The 21,085-nt window shown below is 45.1% G+C and carries 13 protein-coding genes and 1 pseudogene; 2 read left to right on the forward strand and 12 right to left on the reverse strand.

The window, feature by feature from the left end:
• Positions 1-20: 20 nt before the first annotated feature.
• Positions 21-3,587, reverse strand: coding sequence for a CBM35 domain-containing protein (locus ASG89_RS00305; protein WP_057308319.1), 3,567 nt, complete (start codon positions 3,585-3,587; stop codon positions 21-23).
• 368 nt (positions 3,588-3,955) lie between these two features.
• On the opposite strand from ASG89_RS00305, the gene ASG89_RS00310 reads away from it, so the two are divergent.
• Positions 3,956-6,247 carry a helix-turn-helix domain-containing protein gene (locus ASG89_RS00310; protein ID WP_057308320.1) on the forward strand — a complete coding sequence of 764 codons (2,292 nt, stop codon included), beginning with the start codon at positions 3,956-3,958 and terminating at the stop codon, positions 6,245-6,247.
• Between the two features lie 51 nt (positions 6,248-6,298).
• On the opposite strand, the gene ASG89_RS00315 is transcribed toward ASG89_RS00310, so the two are convergent.
• A complete protein-coding gene (locus tag ASG89_RS00315) occupies positions 6,299-6,760 on the reverse strand; it encodes a VOC family protein (protein WP_057308321.1) in 462 nt (153 codons plus the stop codon).
• 101 nt (positions 6,761-6,861) lie between these two features.
• Between ASG89_RS00315 and ASG89_RS00320 the strand changes: the two are divergent.
• Positions 6,862-7,026: pseudogene (locus ASG89_RS00320) on the forward strand (helix-turn-helix transcriptional regulator); the annotation flags it as partial.
• Positions 7,027-7,121: 95 nt separating this feature from the next.
• Here the strand turns inward: ASG89_RS00320 and ASG89_RS00325 are convergent.
• From ASG89_RS00325 to ASG89_RS00370, 10 genes are all read right to left on the reverse strand, one after another.
• Entirely contained in the window at positions 7,122-8,159 is a 1,038-nt protein-coding gene (locus ASG89_RS00325; protein WP_057308323.1) for a glycoside hydrolase family 105 protein, read from the reverse strand.
• Between the two features lie 84 nt (positions 8,160-8,243).
• A complete protein-coding gene (locus ASG89_RS00330) occupies positions 8,244-10,466 on the reverse strand; it encodes a rhamnogalacturonan lyase (protein WP_057308324.1) in 2,223 nt (740 codons plus the stop codon).
• 309 nt (positions 10,467-10,775) lie between these two features.
• The gene (locus tag ASG89_RS00335; protein WP_057308325.1) at positions 10,776-11,168 is read right to left on the reverse strand and encodes a hypothetical protein; all 393 of its coding nucleotides are present in this window, start codon (positions 11,166-11,168) and stop codon (positions 10,776-10,778) included.
• A gap of 113 nt (positions 11,169-11,281) precedes the next feature.
• Complete coding sequence (locus ASG89_RS00340) at positions 11,282-11,923, reverse strand: helix-turn-helix transcriptional regulator (protein WP_082592585.1); 642 nt, start codon at positions 11,921-11,923, stop codon at positions 11,282-11,284.
• 80 nt (positions 11,924-12,003) lie between these two features.
• The gene (locus tag ASG89_RS00345; protein ID WP_057308327.1) at positions 12,004-12,489 is read right to left on the reverse strand and encodes a DUF2975 domain-containing protein; all 486 of its coding nucleotides are present in this window, start codon (positions 12,487-12,489) and stop codon (positions 12,004-12,006) included.
• A gap of 260 nt (positions 12,490-12,749) precedes the next feature.
• On the reverse strand, positions 12,750-13,712 hold the full coding sequence (locus tag ASG89_RS00350; protein ID WP_321166456.1) for a glycoside hydrolase family 43 protein: 963 nt from the start codon (positions 13,710-13,712) through the stop codon (positions 12,750-12,752).
• 40 nt (positions 13,713-13,752) lie between these two features.
• Entirely contained in the window at positions 13,753-14,604 is an 852-nt protein-coding gene (locus tag ASG89_RS00355; RefSeq protein ID WP_057308328.1) for an aldo/keto reductase, read from the reverse strand.
• A gap of 21 nt (positions 14,605-14,625) precedes the next feature.
• Entirely contained in the window at positions 14,626-16,386 is a 1,761-nt protein-coding gene (locus ASG89_RS00360; RefSeq protein ID WP_057308329.1) for a glycoside hydrolase family 2 protein, read from the reverse strand.
• 91 nt (positions 16,387-16,477) lie between these two features.
• Positions 16,478-18,553, reverse strand: coding sequence for a sialidase family protein (locus tag ASG89_RS00365; RefSeq protein WP_063867613.1), 2,076 nt, complete (start codon positions 18,551-18,553; stop codon positions 16,478-16,480).
• A gap of 99 nt (positions 18,554-18,652) precedes the next feature.
• Positions 18,653-21,025 (reverse strand): family 43 glycosylhydrolase, encoded by a 2,373-nt coding sequence (locus tag ASG89_RS00370; protein ID WP_162259659.1) that lies wholly within the window; start codon positions 21,023-21,025, stop codon positions 18,653-18,655.
• Positions 21,026-21,085 lie beyond the last annotated feature (60 nt).

Here is a 21,085-nt window from a genome sequence, read left to right on the forward strand (position 1 = left end):
TCGGCTTTCTGCCTATTCCATTACTCGGTTATTTTAATAGTCGACGTTGCCTCAAATTTCTTACCATCATTCAAGCTGCCGATAACGGTTACTTTGATATCGCCGGAAAGACTGCCCAGCGCTGCGATTACTTTTTGCCTGTTGAATTTGACCATAAGATCCTTGACCTTATTACCGTTATAGCCTCCAAGCTCCGCAGGCACCGTCTGCGCATTCACGAATACCCCGTTCACGTATAATTTAATGGACGCCGCCTGAATCAGCGAGGGATCATAACCCGAGGGTAGTTCGATATAAGCGGTCATCGAATTGGCACCGCCGCCGCTTTTTTTATTCAGCGTACCAGGGTTCAAATCCACAGAAGCCGCAATCGACACGTTAAAGTTAACCGATTGGGTGGTTAAATTACCGGCCAGGTCCTCAGCCGTCACGGCTAACGTATTCCTGCCCGCCATACTCCCCAGACCCACAACCTGCCCGTTCGCTATCGGCTGCCCATTCAAGGTTGCGGTCACATTGCTGACGCCCGATAAATCGTCATACACGGCATATGTAACCGTCAACGAATCCGAGGTCTTATACGAAGCAGCGGCGTGAATAGCGACGACGGGATTCGTTTTATCGATCCGAATGCCGTATACCGAAGCTGTCGCTGTATTGCCCGCCTTGTCAACGGCCGTTCCTGTCACGGTCAGGCTCGCGCCTTCCTTTGTCAAGACAATGTCGGGCGTCACCGAGGCAAGGCCGGAGCCGCTGTCGGTTGCCGTGAAATGAACAGAGACGTTGTCTTTATACCATCCGTTTACGTTCGGCTGCGTCGTTGCTGCGCCTGTAATGATCGGCGGCTTCGTATCGACTACAGTGACTAATGTAAACTTATCAAATGCAAGGTTATAGCTTGAACTCGAATCATTTTTACCCGTGATCCTGAATTCCAGCGTTTGGTCGCCCCCTTGAGAGAAAGTCACGTCTCCATAATCTTCATCCGTGTAGAGGAATGGTCCGTATTCATCGACTGTATTCCCCATTGCCGCTCCATTCACATAAAGCTGAGATATACCTTTGTCATCGTCCTTTTTGAGCAATACCTTTAAGTTATATGTTCCAGCCGACGGTACATGGATTGTGTACTTTACCCAGTCGCCTACAGCATTGGCTTCATATACCGCTGCTGCTCCTCCTGATGCCGGAGTTTCTGAAACTGTACTGTAATTGGCTCCCGAATTCGTTTGGGAAAGGGATTCCGCCTGATATTCATAGGCAGCACCGGGCGTTACTTTCACGATATATGCCGTATCGGTTCCCATCGTTGGTAAAGCCAAAGTTAGGGCATTATCGGTAACTGCATAATTGCCTTCCAGTTCAATGTTTGTTCCCTTCTGTTCTTTACCATTTTTTGTCCTTGTATTCTCTACAGATTCAACTCTGATATGAACCTTTCCAGCATTCTGCAGGTAAGCCGGGATATCCTTCAGGTGTAACGGTGTATCGTAACGAATCGTATTATCGGGATTTCCCATAAGGATAATGGATCGTTTCTCTTCACTGTCGCTGGTCGCGAAAGCCTCCACCTGATCTTTGTTCTGGATGGTTTCTACCTTTCTGCCCGTCGCAAGGCCATACCAGTAATACAAATACCAACGGCTTGTCGGCTCGGACAGTGTGGCGGAATCCGCCAATTCGTCCAAACCTGCTCTGAAATCAGGATTATCACCTTGCCATTGCGTATTTCCCTTTAGAGCATAAAGCAAACCATTCTGCTCTGATCTTTCCAGCCTGGCGATGTAGTTGACTGACAATCCAGGATCATAACCCTGGTTGATGTCACTGAGCTCCCATGGCCCTTGATATTCAGTAATTGCCATCGGCATCGGAGTGATCCCATTTTCAAGCATCCAATTCTTTAACTCCAGCGTATGTCCTTCAATGTCTAACGGAGCACCGGACAATTCGTGCCAGCTCAATATATCCGGCAGGGCATTATTCTCTTTGCAATATAACAAGAAGTCCTTCAGCCCCTCGAAATTATATCCAAGGTATTCCGGAGCCTGAACTTTGTTATGCGGATCCCAATTCTTGATGACGTTATAAGCCCTTCTGTGTGTCTCATTGTAGTACTCCATACGGTCTTTCCATTGAATATTAGGCTCATTCCATGTGATCCATGAATGTATGTCAACATTTTTTTCTTTAGCTTCATTCAGAAGACTCCGTACATAGTCTTCCCATTCTTCATAGGTCGTGAAAGGCCTGTCAGTTACGGGTCTTCCGGGCCACTTTGTTTTACCGTCATCGAATTGAAACCCATGATACGCATTGATCATGATTTTGGCTCCTGTAGCCTTCACTCGGTTATAGGTAGCAGAGTCAAATAGGCTCGGCAGCAGATCATGGTAGGGAGCACCTCTGACCGTCCTCACGGTTAACGGATCAATTAACTTCTGGGCTGGGTCAATCTTCCTAATCCCATGCAAGAAACCGCTTGCCAATTGAGTCGCTTCTCCCCAGTCTTTGGAATAATCAATGGTTACAGCCGTTGCCCGCACAGCATCTGTACCTTGATAAAGTCTCAAATTGTCAAGATTAGGGCCTTCATTGACGGTGGTCGTCAGTTTTATGGTGTTATTGCCTGCCTGCAGAGCAACCGTTCTATCAACCCTTTTCCACGTTTTCCAATTAGCAGTTACAGGGAATGGAAGAGGATTTGGGTCCGGGTTACCATTAACTTCCACCATAAGAGGTCTCTCACTCTTCGTACCTTTGTCGTTGGAGTATCTGATTTGTAATAAGTAGGTTCCTGCGACAGGTACATTCACTGTCCATGTTAGAGAACCACCGGGTTTGGCATGGAAATCTACAAATCCGCTGCCTTGCCAATCTCCATTGTTCTTGTTGTTATCGACCTTCGCATTAACCAATTCAGCGTCTTCAGCCTCGTATACCAGAATTGAAGGGGGAGCTACAACAGCGTTATCGAACTTTGCAGATTGATTGAATGTAGCAAATCCGACTTTGCCCGTTGTAAAGGATTCATCAGTCACGGAAAGCTTTCGCTCACCGTTTACATATCCTATTATCGTACTGTCGTTAACTTGGATTTTCAGATTATACTCTGTATCCTTCATCAGTGGATGGGATATGGACTGCAGCACAATCCATGTACCGGCTTCTTTCTTCCTCAGAGCGAGTGTTTGATCAGAAGAAGTATATGTGAGCTCATAGTAGTTATCATGATCACTAAACCTTGCCATGAGATGTACCGAATTGGTTGTATAACTGTCCAATGCTTCTACATGAACATCGGCACTAAATGAATAGTTGGTCCAAGAGGGTTCTCCTGTTACGCTTTGTGCAGCGCCTGACAGACTGCTTTGCCTGTAAGCCCCGTTTCCTGCATACATAACAGTTCCCCAGGTTCCGCCCTCAACAGTCCAATTTGGTGTTAAAGCGTTTTCAAACTTGTCAGATAAGAGATACACAGGTACCATAGACGGGGTGGCAGCGAATGAAGCTGCAGGCCTCAAACTGAACAGCAAGGATAAAATCAATAAAAGGGACACAAATAACGTTTTCTTACTTTTACCCATGTGTCACTACTCCATTTCATGATTTAGTTTAATTCCTAATTAAAACGACAGTAAATCCTCCTCCCCCTATTTTCTGATTCTTTCAGGAAACGTGGCATGGATGTGCCATTGTCACAAACATCAACAATTGCTAGAGCCAGTGTAGTATTTCTGTCCGTAATAGATCAATCTCAAACCAATAGAATGCATATTCAAAATTCCAAAAACCAATATCAAATATGAGCAATTCATCATCAAAATCATAAAAACGGTGCAATAATCGCTTCCGGAAAATTGTGGAATTTCATTTGTCGTGTATAGTAGTATAATATTTAGGAACGTAGGCTCTCCAAAACTGGTAATCCCTGCTTACGGATGAGGAGGATCTCATGAACGTAAAGAGAGTTTTGAACACGAGAAATAGTATCATTTTCACCCAAATTTTATCTTATATATTGATTCTGTTAATTCCTATCATTTTCACTGGAATCGTTTATTTCGTTACTGTAAGGACTATTGAGCAAGAAACAAACAGGGCAAATCTTGCTATGCTGAAACAAGTCCAACTGAATATGGACAATATCTTAAAGGATGCGGAGCGCTTAAGTTTTGAAATTGCTTTTAACCCGGATATTCAAATGCTGGCCACTTCGCAGGAAACGAACTGGAATAACAAACAGTATGAGGTTTCTCAGATCGTAAAAGATTTCAAAAGGATGAATATAACAAATGGCTACATAGATGATTTTTATGTGTACTTTAAAAACTTGGATGCTGTGATTTCTTCGTCAGCGGCTTCAAGGAGTAATTATATGTACTCTTTTCTTGTCAAGAATGGGCTAAAGTATGAACAATGGATAGATACGCTTCAACATGCATACAGCGGTAGGTATATCTCTATAGACAATCAGACAAGCTCAAATGAGAATCCCGGAGCGCTCGCTTACATGCGTTCAATCCCAATATCAAATACTGAGAAGTCTCTTGCCACCATCGTCATCCAGTTAAAAAAAGAACGATTTACTGAAATGATCCAAAATTTACAATCGGCACAGTATGGAAGTATCTTTATTTTAGACAATGATAATAACATTCTTGCATCGACTGCTTCTTTTCATTTATCGGATATCTTACAGTTGGAAGAGCTTAAGCGTAGCGATAATATGCTGGTAAAAGGGCAAGGAAAGGATTCGCTAATCATTTCCTATACGAAATCCGATGTATCCAACCTAACGTATGTTTCCATTGTTCAGCGTGAGATTGTGATGGAAAAAAGTGAGTTTACAGAAAAATTAATGATTGCAAGCATTATCCTATGTTTAATTTTTGGAGGAGCCGTATCGGTTTTACTTACATGGCGTAATTATAATCCGGTTCGTAATCTCATCCGTATCGTCCAAAATGGGAAAATAAAGAACTCTTATGACAGATCCAGTAATGAATATCAGTTTATTTATGAGGCAATCCAGGATGCTCTTCAAGAAAAGGAAAACATAAACCTGAAACTTAAACAGCAAAGCAGTGTTGTGAGAGCCGATTTCCTGCAAAAGCTTTTAAAAGGGAAGTTTGGCAATATATCTGTACATCACAATGCATTTTACGCGCTTGACATGCAATTTATATCCGGTGATTTTATAGTAGTGCTCCTATCCATAGAAGATAAGGGCAAGCTTATTTCCCTAGGGATTGGAGATGATTTTGAAGCGAAGTCAAAGCTCCCCACCTTTGTGATCACCAATGTTTTTGAGGAGCTCTTGGGAGCAAGGTATAAGAATTTTGCCACAGAAATTGATGAGAAAATTGTATTCCTAGTGAACTTGCAAGATCCTGAAGCGGAAGATCATGTGCAGGAATTGGTAAACATTACAGAAGAACTGCAAAGCTTTTTTGGAAAATATTATAGTATGACCCTTACAGTTTCCATCAGCGATGCCCATACGGGTATCCATGGCATGCAAGAAGCCTATCAGGAAGCCGTTGAAGCACTGGAATACAAATTGATTGCCGGTAACGGTAAGATCATCCCCTTCCAAAGTCTGAAATATAATGTCAGAGATTATTTCTACCCTCTTGAAAAAGAGCAAAAATTAGTGAATTGCATCAAATCCGGAGAGTTTGAAAAAGGAAAGCAATTACTTGATGACATTATTCACTCCAACTTTATTGACGGCACTCCCACTGCTGAAATGACAAGGTATTTTATGTTTGACCTTGCAAGTACAGTCGTAAAAACAGTAAAAGAAATATCTGCTGATGAGCCGGTGGAAAAATTGTTTGAATGCGAAACCGTAGCAGAGCTGCAGGAAGAAATCACCCATACACTATCATCGGCATGTAAACGCATACAGTCAAAAACCGGCAATCGTTATTACGAATTGAGCAGGAATATCATCGAGTTTGTTAATAGCCACTTTGGAGAAGTTACCCTAAATGTAGCAATGATTTCAGAAAATCTAGGAATTTCTCCAAGCTATATGTCCAAGCTCTTCAAAGAACAAACCGGAGAAACTTTGCCGGATTATATCAATAAGGTAAGGTTGGAAAAAGCGAAAGAATTATTAAGGGACGAAAAACTCAATATCTCCGACGCGGCTGTCAAAGTAGGGTATTTAAACAGCAATGCGTTGATACGCAGTTTTAAAAAGTACGAAGGAGTTACTCCGGGGAAATATAAAGAGTAATGAAATATTAAAAGATGGTCTTTAGTTACAAGACCATCTTTTAATTTGTACCTATTTTGATGAAATAACTTTATCAAGGAACTTATCTGCATCACTATTAAATTTCCAAACAACACCAAATTGATCAACCAACATTCCAAAGCAGGATGACCAAGGCATTTGTGATAGCGGCATGATAACATAACCACCTTCAGACAAATTAGAAAAGTATGTTTCCAGTGTCTGTTTATCATCCATAACGACACTAATCAGTATATTGTTTCCTTTAACCAACTCGCCCGTTACACTCTTCATCGAAGGTAAAATATCCGACATCATAATTTTCCCGCCAGTGGATTCTATTGAAGACTCCATAATCATATGTAATTCATTTTCTGGCAATGGATAGTTGGGATCTTGCGGAAAATCGCTGAATTTCACCTTTTTTACCTCGTTTGCATGTACAGCCTCCGAATAAAACTCAATCGCTTGTTCTGCGATTCCATCAAAATTTAAATATACAATAGCTGCCATATCGTTATACCTCCTTCTTGTGATAGATGAAGTATAATGTATAAGCGGTGACACCTATATGTCACCTTTTTAAAATAAAAGTACAAAAAAAGAGGGACCCTATGGAAAAGGTTGAGAGATTACTATCTATCGTCATGATATTGCTGAAAAAAGATATCGTTTCAACTAAAGAATTCGCACAATTATTTAACGTTTCCAAAAGAACGATTCTTCGTGATATGGAAACACTGAGTTTATCAAACATCCCGATCTATTCTGTCCATGGAAGCTATGTTGAAGACTTTCGAGATTATTTGAATAAAATGGTGGAGATGTATACTTCAAAGGCCCGCATGGCGTCAATTTAGCAGCCATGTGTTACTTAGATATTGCTTACAATCTTCTTATTTTGAAGCAACGCCACGAGAAATGCGAGCGTGAGGCCTTGACCCCATCCTTGAACACGCTTCCTAGAAATGACCTTGTAGTCTTCTGCTGAATGCATGACTGCTGTACCCGCAGAAACATTACGCACCGCACCATCCTCATCGATGTTGGCGATAATTCCATTGTAGGCCTTGGCAATGGCATTTTGGTGAAGTGGGTGTGCATAACTGACAAGTGCTGCGGCAACCCCCGCCGCGGCGCTTGTTTCCTCATAAGAAGATTCATCGTCCAAGACAGTTCGCCATAGACCATCTTGGGTTTGCAGACGCACCAAAGTGCTCAATTGGTCGCCAAGAGCGCCACCGATTTGCATCCACATAGGCATAAACGGATTCAACATCTTGTAGGACTGTGCCATAGTGTAAGCAGCCCAAGCATTGGCTCGTCCCCAATAAATACCAGAAAGATGGTCCTTTCTTACATTATCCCATGCATGGTAGAAAAGATTGTTCTTCGTATCTTGGAGGTATTCTTCGTGCCAATAGAATTGGTTTAGTGCATCCTCGATATATTCCTTATTATCCATTTTGTAGCCAAGCCTCAGCAAGAAATAAGCTGCCATGAACAATGTATCAGCCCATGCTTGCTCGGGGAAATCATTCTTGGAAGAGACTGTGTGCTGGAATACCCCTTCTCCAAAGCGGATTGCCTCCTTGCGGAGATACTCGGCCTTCATCAAAGCCAGATCCAGATATTTATTATCACCAGTAGCCTCGTGCAAGGTGATCATGGTATGCCCCATAGCGCAGGCATTTACCATCATCGGAGGGAGCCCCAGTTCAAGATACTCATCCACCCATTTAACTAGAAAATCGATATAATCCTGATTGCCAGTTGCTTCCCATGCTTTGGATATCCCGTAAAAGGCCACACCGCAAGACCAGTTCCAGGTAAAATCAATATTCATTGTTCTACGGACAACTCGGTCGATGAGTTCCTTTACTTCAACTTCGTTGCATTCAAACTTTCGCATAGTGTCTATCTCCTTCATTTCAATTTGTGTTCGTTTAAAGTTATATACTTGGGACTTGGTCAAATTCTGTTTCATTTATTTTCCTCAGTCAGATTCTACTGATTTCTCGCTTCTGAATGACAAATCCGGAACTGGAACCTTGGACCAGTTCATATCCGTACCCAGATAGAAGCTGGTGTAGCACGGCTGGTTATACACCACGTTCTGCCAGGCCACCCCAGTTCGGTACTGGGGATCGTGCATTAGGGTGTACAGCTTCCGGTCCGTCACCTCCGTGCTCATATAGATGCGGAGGGCCGTGCTGTCCGCCGTTCGCACGACTAGTTCTTCCCGCCAATCTCCGAACAGATCCGCCACCAGACAAGGATTACCCTTGGTGCCGTTGTTAGAGCGAGTTCCTTCGGCCGTCAGCAGCTCCCCACGCTTCCAATCTTCGATAACCACTGGTTCGTCAAAGGTGCCGCTGATGAACTGTGTGGTCATGTCTGCCGCCCACTTGATGCTCATGTTGGTGCCGGGAGCCCGTTCATCCAGCTTCTTTCCTTTAGCCGAGCGCAGCCCTCGAGACGGTTCATGAGCAAGGTGGCTTTCGCTGCACCAGGTTTGCAGCCCCGGCACGTCCAGCTCCACCTTGCCTATCATACCCCGGCCCACATCCTCCGTGGCAAAGGCGCCGTACAGCACCTCTCCGGTTGCGGCATCTCGCAGGGTATATCCATACGGGCCATGAACGCCAGCCTCATGAACCATGTAGATCTGGAGGCCGTCCCGGTCGGGATCGACGGCCGCTACATGCAAGGCATCCCCGTGGCCCAACTTGGCATACTCCCCGGGAGCCGCGCTCCCCTCAGGCAGAATCCCCCCAGAGCTGTACAAAATGCTGCCATCCTGGTCGATGGTAGCCGCCCCGAAGATAATCTCCTGGCAGCCGTCCCCGTCCACGTCAGCAACGGATAGGGAATGGGCACCCTGTTTAGCAAGTCCGCCATAGCCAGGGTTCCGACCGTCCTGTAGGTGAAGTGTATCTCGGAAGGGATTGTTCATAGTGACCCAGCCACTGTCTGTGAACCATATTTCTTTCAGCTCCTGCCCGTCCCAGCTGTACGCAGCCATGGCCGCCCGGGTGTAATACCCTCGAGCCAACAAGGCATATGGCTTGCGGCCGTCCAGATAGGCCACGCCGGCCAGAAAGCGATCCACCCGGTTCCCCGGTTCGATGCGATTCCAGGCATAGTCCCCCCACATGAGCCCGTCATCATGACGTCCCGGGTTATATCGGACGGTCGTAAGCTCTTCCCCCGTTTCGCCACGGAAGACGCTGAGGTACTCCGGACCTTTGAGAATAAATCCTTCGAATTGGCGCAGCTTATTGCGGTCACTTCTTCCTGGCGCAAATACATCCAGGAAATAATCCGCCAGGCGCACCGCATCCTCCCGGGAGAGTGGATAAGCATACATGGGAGCAATGCCGAAGCACGCTTCCAGCGTAGCCGGCCAGTGACCGGCTACCACCTCCTCGTGCAAGTGCCAGCCCTGAAACATATCCGCCACATGATCCGCATAATCGACGCTGCTCATACGGTAATCATCCTCATGACTATATCCCGCCTCCGTATCCTCCGTCAGCAGCGTGATGAAGGCTTCAGAGATGGGAGCGCCGTCCTGATATCGAATCATTCGAGTGCCCGGCGCCGTCTTGAACATCAGCTCCGCCTTACCATCTCCGTCAAAGTCATAGACCAAGAACTGGGTGTAATGGGCTCCAGCCCGAATATTGACCCCTAGATCAATCCGGTATAAGAGGGTGCCGTTTTGCTTATAGCAGTCTATAAATACATTTCCCGTATAACCAACATGGGAGACATCCTTGGAGTTAGACGGATCCCATTTGACGATAAATTCGTACTCCCCATCACCGTCCACGTCGCCCACACTCATGTCATTGGCAGTGTAGGTATAGGATTGACCTGCTGGCGTAACCCCGTCTGCTGGCTTCTGCAATGGAATTTCCAGATAAGGAGCTTCCCACGAACGGATTTCCGCGCACCGCTCCTGTTCTTCCCCATTCATCACTGCGGCTACCGAATATACAGATTCCCGAGTGCCAGCTTTATCTAGATAGTTGGTGCTGTCGCCGATCTCCGCAACAAGCAAGCCGTCTCGGTACAAACGGAAATCCGCGCCGGTCAGGCCGTGGTCCGAAGCGCCGGTCACCTCCTGCCCCAACAGCCGCCAACTGATAAAGATGCCCTCGGACGTGCATACTGCCGCCAAACCTCTGTCCAAATGCTCCATTTGTACGCTCATTCCAGATCCTCCTGCGTCTAAAAATTTATTCTCAGTATGACCCACACGGTAAGCCTTTTCCCGCTTAAGGCCTGTGGATGATAAGAAGTAAAAGACTCAACACCTGTAGCGTACTTCTTCGTGCAACTTCCGGCAATTGGACATTTTTGGCCAGACGACTTCAGGGAGTATTACTATTTTGAGCGGATTGCATTATCTTGCACCGGCTATCTCATCCTCGAGCAAAAAGCGACCGATTAAGGTCGCTTTCCTAATAAGCATGCTGAAGATGAGCCGTGACTTCTGCTATTGAAATTTCTTATATAATCGTTAATTACTCGCTAAACGTTTTTCGAAATTTGTCTTAAACACAAGAATATCATCGAGATTTATAGCGAAATTATGGTCACTCATATTGAAATTGATTACAAACAATCCAGCTCTCTCGCGAACCATAATCGTCGGACGAATACTGTCGCCAACAGCGTCTTGGGTAGTAGAGTTTCCATAAAAATACCAGTTTGTTTCAGTCGGGGTAGGTGTCGTGCTTTCGGACAAATTATTTCTTATTTTTCTACACAAATCCTCCATTAAGTTTTCATTAAGATTAAGTTCTTTTCCGTACTCGCCATCAACAGACATGTCGGCATATCCGTACCAAATATTTCTGCTTGCTTTCTTCCCGTCCTCTGAAGCATACGTTTCATCAAATAAAATTTCCATTTTCCTTATCCCCCTAACATATATCACTGCTATTATTAACACATTTTAAACTAATGATAACTAAACGAAACCACTTTACGACCAAGAACCCTGCCCCGTTAGTTAAGCCCTTTTTACCACATACCGTACAGCCATTCATCTTCGGTGAATGGTCCCTTGACCTGTAAAGAACCATCCTCCTGTCTTGTAACTAGTTCCGGATCGAAAGTATCCCCCACGCGGTGCTGAACTTTCGAATGGAACAGAAATGTCATCTCGTGCCAATTAGCCTTCGACCAATCCGACTCCCAAGCGTAGCCATCTAGCGAAGGGGCTTGTTTTCTTACAAAGGATTGCTCCAACACCCGCAACTCCTGTATACGAGATAATCGAAACACTCGAAATTCACTTCGGAGCGTGCAATAAGCCTGCAAATACCATAGGTATCCTTTTAAAATTAAAGCTGCAGGTTCGACGACTCTCTCACTCTCTGTACCGTTCATATTCAAATACTTAAATCTAACCTTGCTTGTATGCACAATTGCCTGTCTCAGGCTGTTCACTTTATCCCGCGCAGCAGGTCCTTGCCCCCACGGATTGAAATCGAAAACAATTTCCGCTCCCTGCTGCTCCATTTGAAGGCGATCTCCTCGACTGAGCAGGGCTTTTACCTTATCCAGTAGCGTGCCAAACATGCGGTCATCCAATTCTTTGGAACTGACACGTCCACGATTCAACAGCAGCACCGTGATTGCCAGCAAGCGGTCAATTTTCATAACAGATAGCACACCCCACTAGACTCCACTTTAAGCTATCTTCTCTTAGCTGACAATCCAAAGTCTTACATTTCCGTTAATCATTTATTATTTGATTTTAGATCTGCGGCATGCATTAATGGCTTTTGAAGTGCGTCCACAATGGCTGCGAAGATACTTGTTGCTACAATACCCATTAGACATAATGATGTAGGACCCGCTGCATCATCACTATCTGTAACTGCAGCAAGCACCCTCAAACTTACTATTCCTATCACAATAAGGAAAATGACTGTAAAAGCACATTTCTTTATAATCTGCAACGATTTAATGGACAATTCAGAGAAAGCATTGTTCTTTTCGATGTAGGTTAATAGTTTATAGGCTTGATACAACGCAACAGAAAACGCACTACAGAATCCGTATGCACACACTAAAAAGGGGATCAGGAAGTAAGCCGTATCTGGATGTACCTTTGCATCTCTAACGGCTATCACTGGCAACCAGATACACAAAGCAAGCACTGCAATTCCAACCAGAAAAATAATTACTTTTAAGAAAGTGGTTGAACCTCGTTTAACCTTCATTTAAAACACCTCACTTATTTAATGACAACATGATTCTAGCATATTATTTATCGTTTTACAATAAATTTGTATTGTTTTATTATAATATTATCGAAGTATCCTTTAAATAACTCACGTCATTCCATGCTAGTCCAGCAGACATAGAAAAACCAGCAACCCTTTATTATGGTTGCTGGTTTTTGGGATATTGGGCTGCTCAACTGTCAGTGAAGCCATTTGCTCGGATATTGCCGACCGTGCTGACGCTGCCGGACTGATTTTCACTTTTCGCCAGAAGGTACATCAAATTCGACCTCAACCGGGATCGGAGCACCGAAGTCCGGGTTCCCGTCTGCCGTCCAACCGAATTTCTGCATTCTGGCGCTTCTCCGTTTACTGCCGCCTTCAGATTCCGGAATGGCATGATAGACGATCCAGTCTTCCATTCCGTCCGGGGATACGGTAAAGCTGTTATGGCCGGGGCCGTAGACGGAGTTTTCAATCGATTTAAAAAAAACGGGTTTCTCGCTCTTGGTCCATGAAGCCGGATTCAACAGATCACTGTCTTCCTTCGCAGTCAGCATCCCTAGTGCGTAGTCATCGGACCAGCATGTGCTTGCGGAATAAATTAGGAATACTTTACCGAAACGCTTAAGGAAGCAAGGGCCCTCATTGATCGCCATTCCGCCTTGATGCTCCCAATCGTATTCCGGCTTGGTGAGCAGCGATTCCTCGCCCTTGATCGTCCAAGGGTTTTCCATTTCGGCGGCGTAGACCGCCGAGCCGTATTTCGGAAAATGACCGTAGCCCGCGTACATGAAGAAGAGCTTCCCGTTGTGCTCCAGCACCGTTCCGTCCAATCCGGGCAAGGCCGTATTCACGGCCCCCTTCATCAGCCATGTCCCTTCAAAAGGATCGGCATGCTCATTTTCCAGCACATAGATTTTGCGGTCATCGTCTCCGCCGCCGTTATTGTCTGTGAAATAAATGTACCATTTACCTCCGAGATGATGAATTTCCGGAGCCCACAGTTTCCTGCTGTCCAGCCCTTCCGCCGGAGGAGTCCAGACAGTCTTCATTGCGCCGTTCGCAATTCCGCTCATCGATGCGGATTTCCATAAATCCAACCGGTTGCCTCGCGTCACCATAAAATAATAATAACCGTCCGTATGCCGATATATCCAAGGATCTGGGCCTATTTCCAATATCGGGTTGTGAAATGTTTTCATCTGCATCGTGCTCATATAACGACTCCTTCCCTATCTAACGCTTCTGGCTTGTAAATCAAAATTGGACTCCGCCTTGACCGCGATCAAGCTTGAAATCCCACCGCCATTCTTTTTCATCTACAGTACTGACATTATCCAATACTTCTCTAATGGTCCGCATACCGCATATGGCAACGGAAACGTCGGGATTAGAGAGAACAAAATCTAAGGCTATCTGATGGGGATTGACCGTTTTAAGTGATTCTGGCGCAACCCGTTTCATAAAACGATAAAGAGACTGACTCGTAAGCGGCCTCATGACAACGACTCCAACGTCATGCTTGGCAGCTTCCGGAATGATTGGATCAGCAGCACCCTGATAAAAGAGATTATAACGGACTTGAATGACATCGAAAGATCCAGAACGAATGGACCAAAGCAAAACGTGATCAGGAACTTCGTTCGTGATTCCGATGAAACGTATTTTACCTTGTTCTTGACATCGTTTTAGTGCATCCAGCGGCCCGTCATTCACAATTCGTTTATAATCCTCTTCCGTTAAATACCCGCCATGAAATTGCATGACATCGATGTAATCCGTCTGGAGATGCTTCAAGCTGGCATCGACGGATCGAATCACATCGTCATACCCAAGATTTGAAGGTACCTTTGTAGCAATATAGGCCTCATGGCGGCGTTCTTTCAACACAGCTCCGATGATACTTTCACCCAACCCATTTCCATATCCCTGTGCCGTATCCATATAATTAAGTCCCTTGTCCAAAGCTGTATGAAGTGAATCGATAACCACGTCACGGCTATTCTGAGCTTCATAAGGTTCCAAATAGTTATCCAGCCCCATCGGTGCGCCACCGAATCCAACACAAGAAACGTTTAAATTCGTACGTCCAAGTCTTCTATATTCCATTCTCAACACCGCTTCCTAGCTTTATGCGAGGTTAATTTCTTTGATAAGCTCTAGTGGAATCTTCGGTTTCCGATCTTCCGTGAGCAGTCCGTTCATTTCTTGTTGAACATCAGTCACCTGCGTATAGCAATACCCGCAAATATAGTCGATATCCTTAATCGCTTGGGTAATGCCTCGGAATCGCTCAATAAACGCTTCTTCCGTCACCACCTGATTGCCGTACCCCCAGCCTTTATCGGTTTGGAAAGCGATCCCGCCAAATTCGCTAATGATGATTGGCTGGCCACGATACGTGTATCCTCGAGCTAGGGCATATTTCCCTTTGTTGAACGCCCAATCGTTGTTTACAATAGGAGATTTATCCACATAACGCTGAAGGAATTCCGAACCGGATTCCACATAATCATGTAATGTCAAAATGTCTGAGACGGTATGTTCCCATCCGTCATTTGTGATGACTGGGCGATTCGGATCCATCGATTTGGTCAAATGATAGATACCTTCAGTGAACTTCTGCTGCTTATGGTCATTCAAAATTTGCATGATACCCCAAGACTCATTGAAAGGTACCCACGTGATGATGCTAGGATGATTATACTGCTGCCTAACAATCTCGATCCATTCCTTGGTGAAGGTCTCAACTGCCTCATCATTAAATTCAAAAGTAGCTGCCATCTCAGACCATACCAAAAGCCCTTTGACATCACACCAATATAGGAACCGCGCATCTTCAATTTTCATGTGCTTTCTCACCCCGTTGTATCCCATGGCGAGAATAGCATCAATATCCTCAATTAATGCTTGCTCCGAAGGCGGTGTCAAATGACTGTCGGTCCAGTACCCTTGGTCCAAAATTAACCGCTGATAAATAGGCGTATTATTGAGGAGAACTTTTCCTTTTTCTATGGAAATCTTCCTCATACCGAAGTAAGAATACACATGGTCGATCACCACGTCATCTTGAAATAAAACAAATTCCACATCATATAAGTTCGGATTTTGCGGAGACCATCGGCTTACCTTCCACGGACCATTAGCCTCATGCAGCAAGTCTACCTCCAATTGAAGCCAAGGCCGATCCACGATCAAAGCGGTTTGTTTGAGGAGCTTCCCCTTATAACTGATTCGAGTCTCTAAGCGAAGCTGCCCCTGCATTAATTCACCATGCGTTTGGTATTCGAGTCGTACCGATTGACTGTCAAGATCAGGTGTCATTTTCACGGATTTGATATAAGATTCCGCCACATATTCCACCCATACACTTTGCCAAATTCCAGTTGTCTGAACATAAAAGCATTCGAAATTGTCTTTCACCCAACGCTGCTTGCCGCGTGGTTGCGTGCAGCTCTGACTGTCCTCCACCTTCATGACTAGGCTGTTTGACTGACCAAATTGCATATAAGGTGTAATATCAAATGAAAACGCAGCGTATCCGCCTTGATGTTGACCTACATACGTTCCGTTCACCCACAATTTAGCGAGATAGTCCACCGCTTGGAAATGCAGGATGATCCGTTTACTTTCCTGTTCCTTCGGAACTTCCAGCGAACGTTGATACCATATTTGAGGGTGAAATGCCTCTTCACCAATGCCGCTTGCTTTCGTTTCATAGGTGAACGGAACCATGATCTTAAGGTCCCCATCAAACTCCTCGTACCACTTTTCTTTCTCTCCAACGTTCCCGTCATCAAATCGGAATTCCCACTCACCGTTTAAACTATTCCATGATTCTCGTACAAACTGAGGCCTTGGATAGTCCTTTATATACATTTTTGTCGACATCTTGTGATGATCACTCCTATTTCGCATTAATAATCATTCATATTCATGGAACCCGCGCACATACCATCACGTGCGCGGGAAATGCATTCAGTTAATTGGTTCGGAATAATTCAACATTATCGATATCGGACCATTGGCTGCTGCTGCTATTCGAGGCGAAAAATCCGATGATCGCCTGACCACTCGTGACGCTAATACCGGAGATCGTCACTTGCGTCCAAGTCGAAGTAACCGGGAAATTGGCTTGGCGAACAGTCCCTCCATAGTCTTTCACTTCCATATAGTTACTGCTCTGGCCTCCGCTGCTTCTCAAATAAGCTCTCATCGTATAAGTTCCGTTTTGCAGACCTGTAATAGTCTGGCCAACATAAGCTGTACCTGGTGAACTAATGCCAGCAAGACCTATGAAGTAATTCCCTCCTCCAGGTGCACGCGTAATGCCGTCGTTAATGCCATGAATGTGAATCCGATCTGGATAATCGGACCCATATGTTGTCCATCCGTTCACATTTGCCGTTTCATAACCCCAGTTATTCGTGAGATTGACATTCAGCGGCGTAGTCGAAGCTGTTTTGATAAATTCAACGTTGTCAATATCCGCCCATTGGCTGTCGCTTGTATTCGCAGCGTAAAAACCGATAGTCGCCTGTGCATTTGTTACACTAATACCAGAGATGGTTACCTGCGTCCAAGTTCCTGTAACGGGAAAATTAGTTTTCAGCGTAGCTCCACCATAGTCTTTCACTTCCATGTAGTTACTGGTTTGGCCGCCACTACTCCTCATATACGCTCGCATTGTATAGGTACCTCGATCCAGACCTGTGATAGTCTGACCGATATAAGCGGTACCAGGAGAACTGGTTCCTGCAAGACCGATGAAGTAGTTTCCGCCCCCCGGTGCACGTGCAATACCGTCATTTACGCCATGAATGTGAATCCGGTTTGGATAATCGGCACCCGATGGTGCCCATCCGTTTACATTCGCCGTTTCAAAACCCCAATTATCAGCAAGATTCACGTTCGAGGGAGTACCTGCATTTCCCGTCCGCAAGTAAATGCCTGTGCTAGGAAAGTTGGCGGAAGTGACTGCCATAACACGAGTCGTATCAACAGCCATTAATGAATTCCAGTTGGAAAGCTTCGTGTCCGATACAGGGAATACATTATATAAATAACCCCAAGTCGCTCCATTATCGGAGCTGATCATCGTTCGCATCGAAGAATAACTGTCTCCCGTATTGGCGCTGGAATCATCCGTTTGGAAGCTGGCCATTAATCTGCCATCGCCTAGTTTGACGACAAACGGCGCTCCGGCTTTTTTCCCTGCATTCGTTGGAATAAACATGGTTTGACGGGTACCTGACCAATTTATACCATCATTGGAAATTTTGTATTTGATCACAAATGGATGCCCGCTAACGTCCGTAGCCTCAAACACTACAATGTATCTGCCGTCTGCCATTTTTGTGAAAACTGGCATGCCATCTCTGGAGCTATTAGCTACCCCATCGCTGACAACTGTCGCGCTGCTCCAACCGCTTCCATTCCAGGTTTTCATCAATAATTTCTGCTTCCCCGAGGTACCGACAACGGCTGAACTATCGTTCGCATACATAACGGAAATCGTGCTTCCCACATAGCCGAGGAATGGCTCCCATACCCCCGTGAAAGAGCTTTCCGATTCGGAAGCTATTTGCCCATTTGCCAGATCCGACCAGGTGTTGCCTCCATCGCTGCTCTTTCGAACTTTCAAATAAGTGGTATACGTGCTGCCAACATGTATGACCACGCGATAAGCCAGCCAAATGTCCCCATTGGTTAATAGGAGCATCTGGCCGTTGCCGACATCCCCATTCGCATCAGAAGCGGCTGTAATAGGCGTCCCCCATGTAAGACCACCATCCGTACTTTTCGCTAACTTAACTTTCGTAAAACCTCCATCCGCATTTGAATCAAAGGAAACCAGCAAGTTACTGCTGCTCAACTGAAGCATCCTCGGATACCAGACTCCACCTGTACCGGTAGTGTAAACTGTCGTGTTTGACGTTGGCCAAGCCATCCCGCTCGTTGCCGCTTGAGCCATATTGAAAGGAATTATAAGTGAAGCCACCATCATCAAAACCATCATTAATTTACCCAAGCGCAACCGACTTTTAGCTTTCATCATTACATTTCCTCCTCTGGGAAAAATGTTAATCGAATAGCTTTATTCATTGCGTGCTTGTGTCGAATCTAGAGGTAATTTAAAGTATGTAAAACTATGAAATCACCTCCTTACTAAGGATAAATTGGTAAAGAGCCACGATGGTGACGCTGAACGAATTCCAATTTTCCCATGCATCCATGCATTCGCATCCGTCCATTCCAAGGCAGGTTGCTTCGAATTGTTTACATATACCTTCATTGTTGCTCCACTTACATCAACAGCGATGTGTACGGTCGAACCGGCGGCAAGACTGAGTGGAGCTGAAGCTACTTCATTCTGGTCATAATTCATTCTTTTCAGAATCATGCGACCGTTGCGGAAAGTCAGTTGATAACCCATGAACGAATCCCTTACCTGTTCGGGAAATTCAGATTCGTTCGTGACACGGAACAAGAGCCCTGCCTCTTCAATAGAATCCGCTGTAGATTTCAAATCAACTTCCACCCGATAGTCCGTCCATTCATCGCTGCCTGCATACATTTTGGCATCCGAGCCCTCAGTCTGTACGGTATACCCGTCTTCATGCTTCATCCACTTGCCATACATATCTTCAGGCACAATTTGACTAAACAAATGTGAGAGCTTTTCTGTCGGCAGTTCAGTGACTCTGTATATATCTAAAAAGCGATAATTCAATTTTCCTTTAACCAGTTTTACTGTCAAAATATGCTCGCCTTTCGTTAGCTTCATATTTCCTATGTGCTTCTTAACCCACTGGTTTCCTTCGCTCTGACTATTGCCTAGTTCGAAACGTTGGGACTTCCCATCCACTTGCAGTTCCACCGTATCTTCGTTCCCGTCTTCCTTCAACATGGCATCGAAACCGTAGGTTCCGTCCGATTCCACATTAATCCGATAGGAGAGCCAATCCCCTTTTCCCGCTATCGCTACGGCATTACTGCCGTCTTCGCTCGTTTGGATCGGAACACCATCGTCTTCACGCATAACAGCCCCATTAACGGGATGGCCAACATGAAAGCCTTGATCCCTTACTTCCAAATAATGAACTGCTTCAATACTTCCTGGAACCGGTTTAGCGGTCTCAAAGTCGCTGCTGCCGCTGGCTTCTTTAGAAAATGCCGTGAATCCCAAAGTCGGCTTGACGTTGCGGTAGGTATACCCGATTTTCCCCGATTTCGCAGTGATGTCTGTAACAGTCAGTTTGTTCATTTGATCAAAAAAGACCTTCGTGCTTCCAGCATCACTTTCAACTCGAATGGTATGCAGTTTAGTGAAGTCCATCGATTGGGGAAGCTCCGAAATTGCATGTTGCTTCTTCTTTCCGTCCTTCATTTCGAACAGAGCTATACTTCGCAACGCGGGATCAACACCGACAACCTTATAATTATTGTCATCCGTGTAGGAAAAGACAGTCTCGAAAGTAGTCTCCCCCTCCCGCGTATTCTCCATGTTCAAGCGGAAATTATATTCAGCAGTAAACCGACTCTTATCGGTCTTATCGGTAGCTTTACTGCTCAACCAATTCGTTTCATCACCTTTGACACGAACATCCCAAAGCTTCTGATCCAGCGGCTTATTGATGCCATCATAGAAATCCGGCATTCGTGGAACGGGTTGAGGAAAATGAGTGCCATCGCCAAGAACTGCCATTTTCTCGCCGTTAAAAACGATTCGGTCCATGTTTAGCCTACGAACCGGAGGCCCTTCCTTCGAATGGCCAATTAAATTATGATAAAACATATAATAAGCATCGAGGTTTGGACCTATCACACTGGAACTATGGCCCAGCCCATTAAAATCTTGTTTCGTGCTGATGACGATTGGATTATTGTCCGGCACATTATAAGTTCCGATTGGCGAGTCCGTCGCTACAGCGTAATTGATTCGATATCCTTTACTGAACACGTGATTTCCTGTATAAGTCATAAAATATTTGCCATCGCGTTTAATAATCATCGAACCTTCCGTCCAATGGCCCATATTCGTGTTAAGCGCCTTTTCCTCCGTCATTGTGTACGGATCCGACATTGGGTGCCCAATAATACCTTTAGCACTCGCGTGTGTAAAATACCATTTGCCGTCATCATCAATAAATACAGAGCCATCAATAGATAAACCCAAATTTTCAGTTTGAATCGTAAACGGTCCAGTAGGGCTCTCGCTGCGAAGCACATAATGGCCTTTTCCGGCAGGAGAGGTATACATATAGAAATACCCATTCCAGTAAACGACTTCTGGAGCGTAAGCCCCTACGGTCAGTGGCTCTTCCGTAGCTAGCCCTTCATATTTCCAATGAATCAAATCGCTTGAGCTCCAAGCTTTAACACCCACACGAAAATCTTTCGTACTGCAATACAAATAATAGAGTCCGTTATATCGCATCACATAGGGATCGCCTATCCCGTAATCAGGCCATTCCTGCTCAAGCGCCAATGAATTCTGATACGATTCCCCAAGCGTGGAATTCATCATAGGACCTCTTCCTTTCCCGCCCAATGAAATTGTAATCACGATGGCTAATAGGAATACTAC

It is taken from the genome of Paenibacillus sp. Soil766 (genome assembly GCF_001428105.1).
Taxonomy (GTDB): domain Bacteria; phylum Bacillota; class Bacilli; order Paenibacillales; family NBRC-103111; genus Paenibacillus_E.

Bases quoted from the DNA above. Each gene is read 5' to 3' on its own strand.
- ASG89_RS00305 (WP_057308319.1), bottom strand. From the start codon at position 3,587: ATGGGTAAAAGTAAGAAAACGTTATTTGTGTCCCTTTTATTGATTTTA.
- ASG89_RS00310 (WP_057308320.1), top strand. From the start codon at position 3,956: ATGAACGTAAAGAGAGTTTTGAACACGAGAAATAGTATCATTTTCACC.
- ASG89_RS00315 (WP_057308321.1), bottom strand. From the start codon at position 6,760: ATGGCAGCTATTGTATATTTAAATTTTGATGGAATCGCAGAACAAGCG.
- ASG89_RS00325 (WP_057308323.1), bottom strand. From the start codon at position 8,159: ATGCGAAAGTTTGAATGCAACGAAGTTGAAGTAAAGGAACTCATCGAC.
- ASG89_RS00330 (WP_057308324.1), bottom strand. From the start codon at position 10,466: ATGAGCGTACAAATGGAGCATTTGGACAGAGGTTTGGCGGCAGTATGC.
- ASG89_RS00335 (WP_057308325.1), bottom strand. From the start codon at position 11,168: ATGGAAATTTTATTTGATGAAACGTATGCTTCAGAGGACGGGAAGAAA.
- ASG89_RS00340 (WP_082592585.1), bottom strand. From the start codon at position 11,923: ATGAAAATTGACCGCTTGCTGGCAATCACGGTGCTGCTGTTGAATCGT.
- ASG89_RS00345 (WP_057308327.1), bottom strand. From the start codon at position 12,489: ATGAAGGTTAAACGAGGTTCAACCACTTTCTTAAAAGTAATTATTTTT.
- ASG89_RS00350 (WP_321166456.1), bottom strand. From the start codon at position 13,712: ATGAGCACGATGCAGATGAAAACATTTCACAACCCGATATTGGAAATA.
- ASG89_RS00355 (WP_057308328.1), bottom strand. From the start codon at position 14,604: ATGGAATATAGAAGACTTGGACGTACGAATTTAAACGTTTCTTGTGTT.
- ASG89_RS00360 (WP_057308329.1), bottom strand. From the start codon at position 16,386: ATGTCGACAAAAATGTATATAAAGGACTATCCAAGGCCTCAGTTTGTA.
- ASG89_RS00365 (WP_063867613.1), bottom strand. From the start codon at position 18,553: ATGATGAAAGCTAAAAGTCGGTTGCGCTTGGGTAAATTAATGATGGTT.
- ASG89_RS00370 (WP_162259659.1), bottom strand. From the start codon at position 21,025: ATGATGAATTCCACGCTTGGGGAATCGTATCAGAATTCATTGGCGCTT.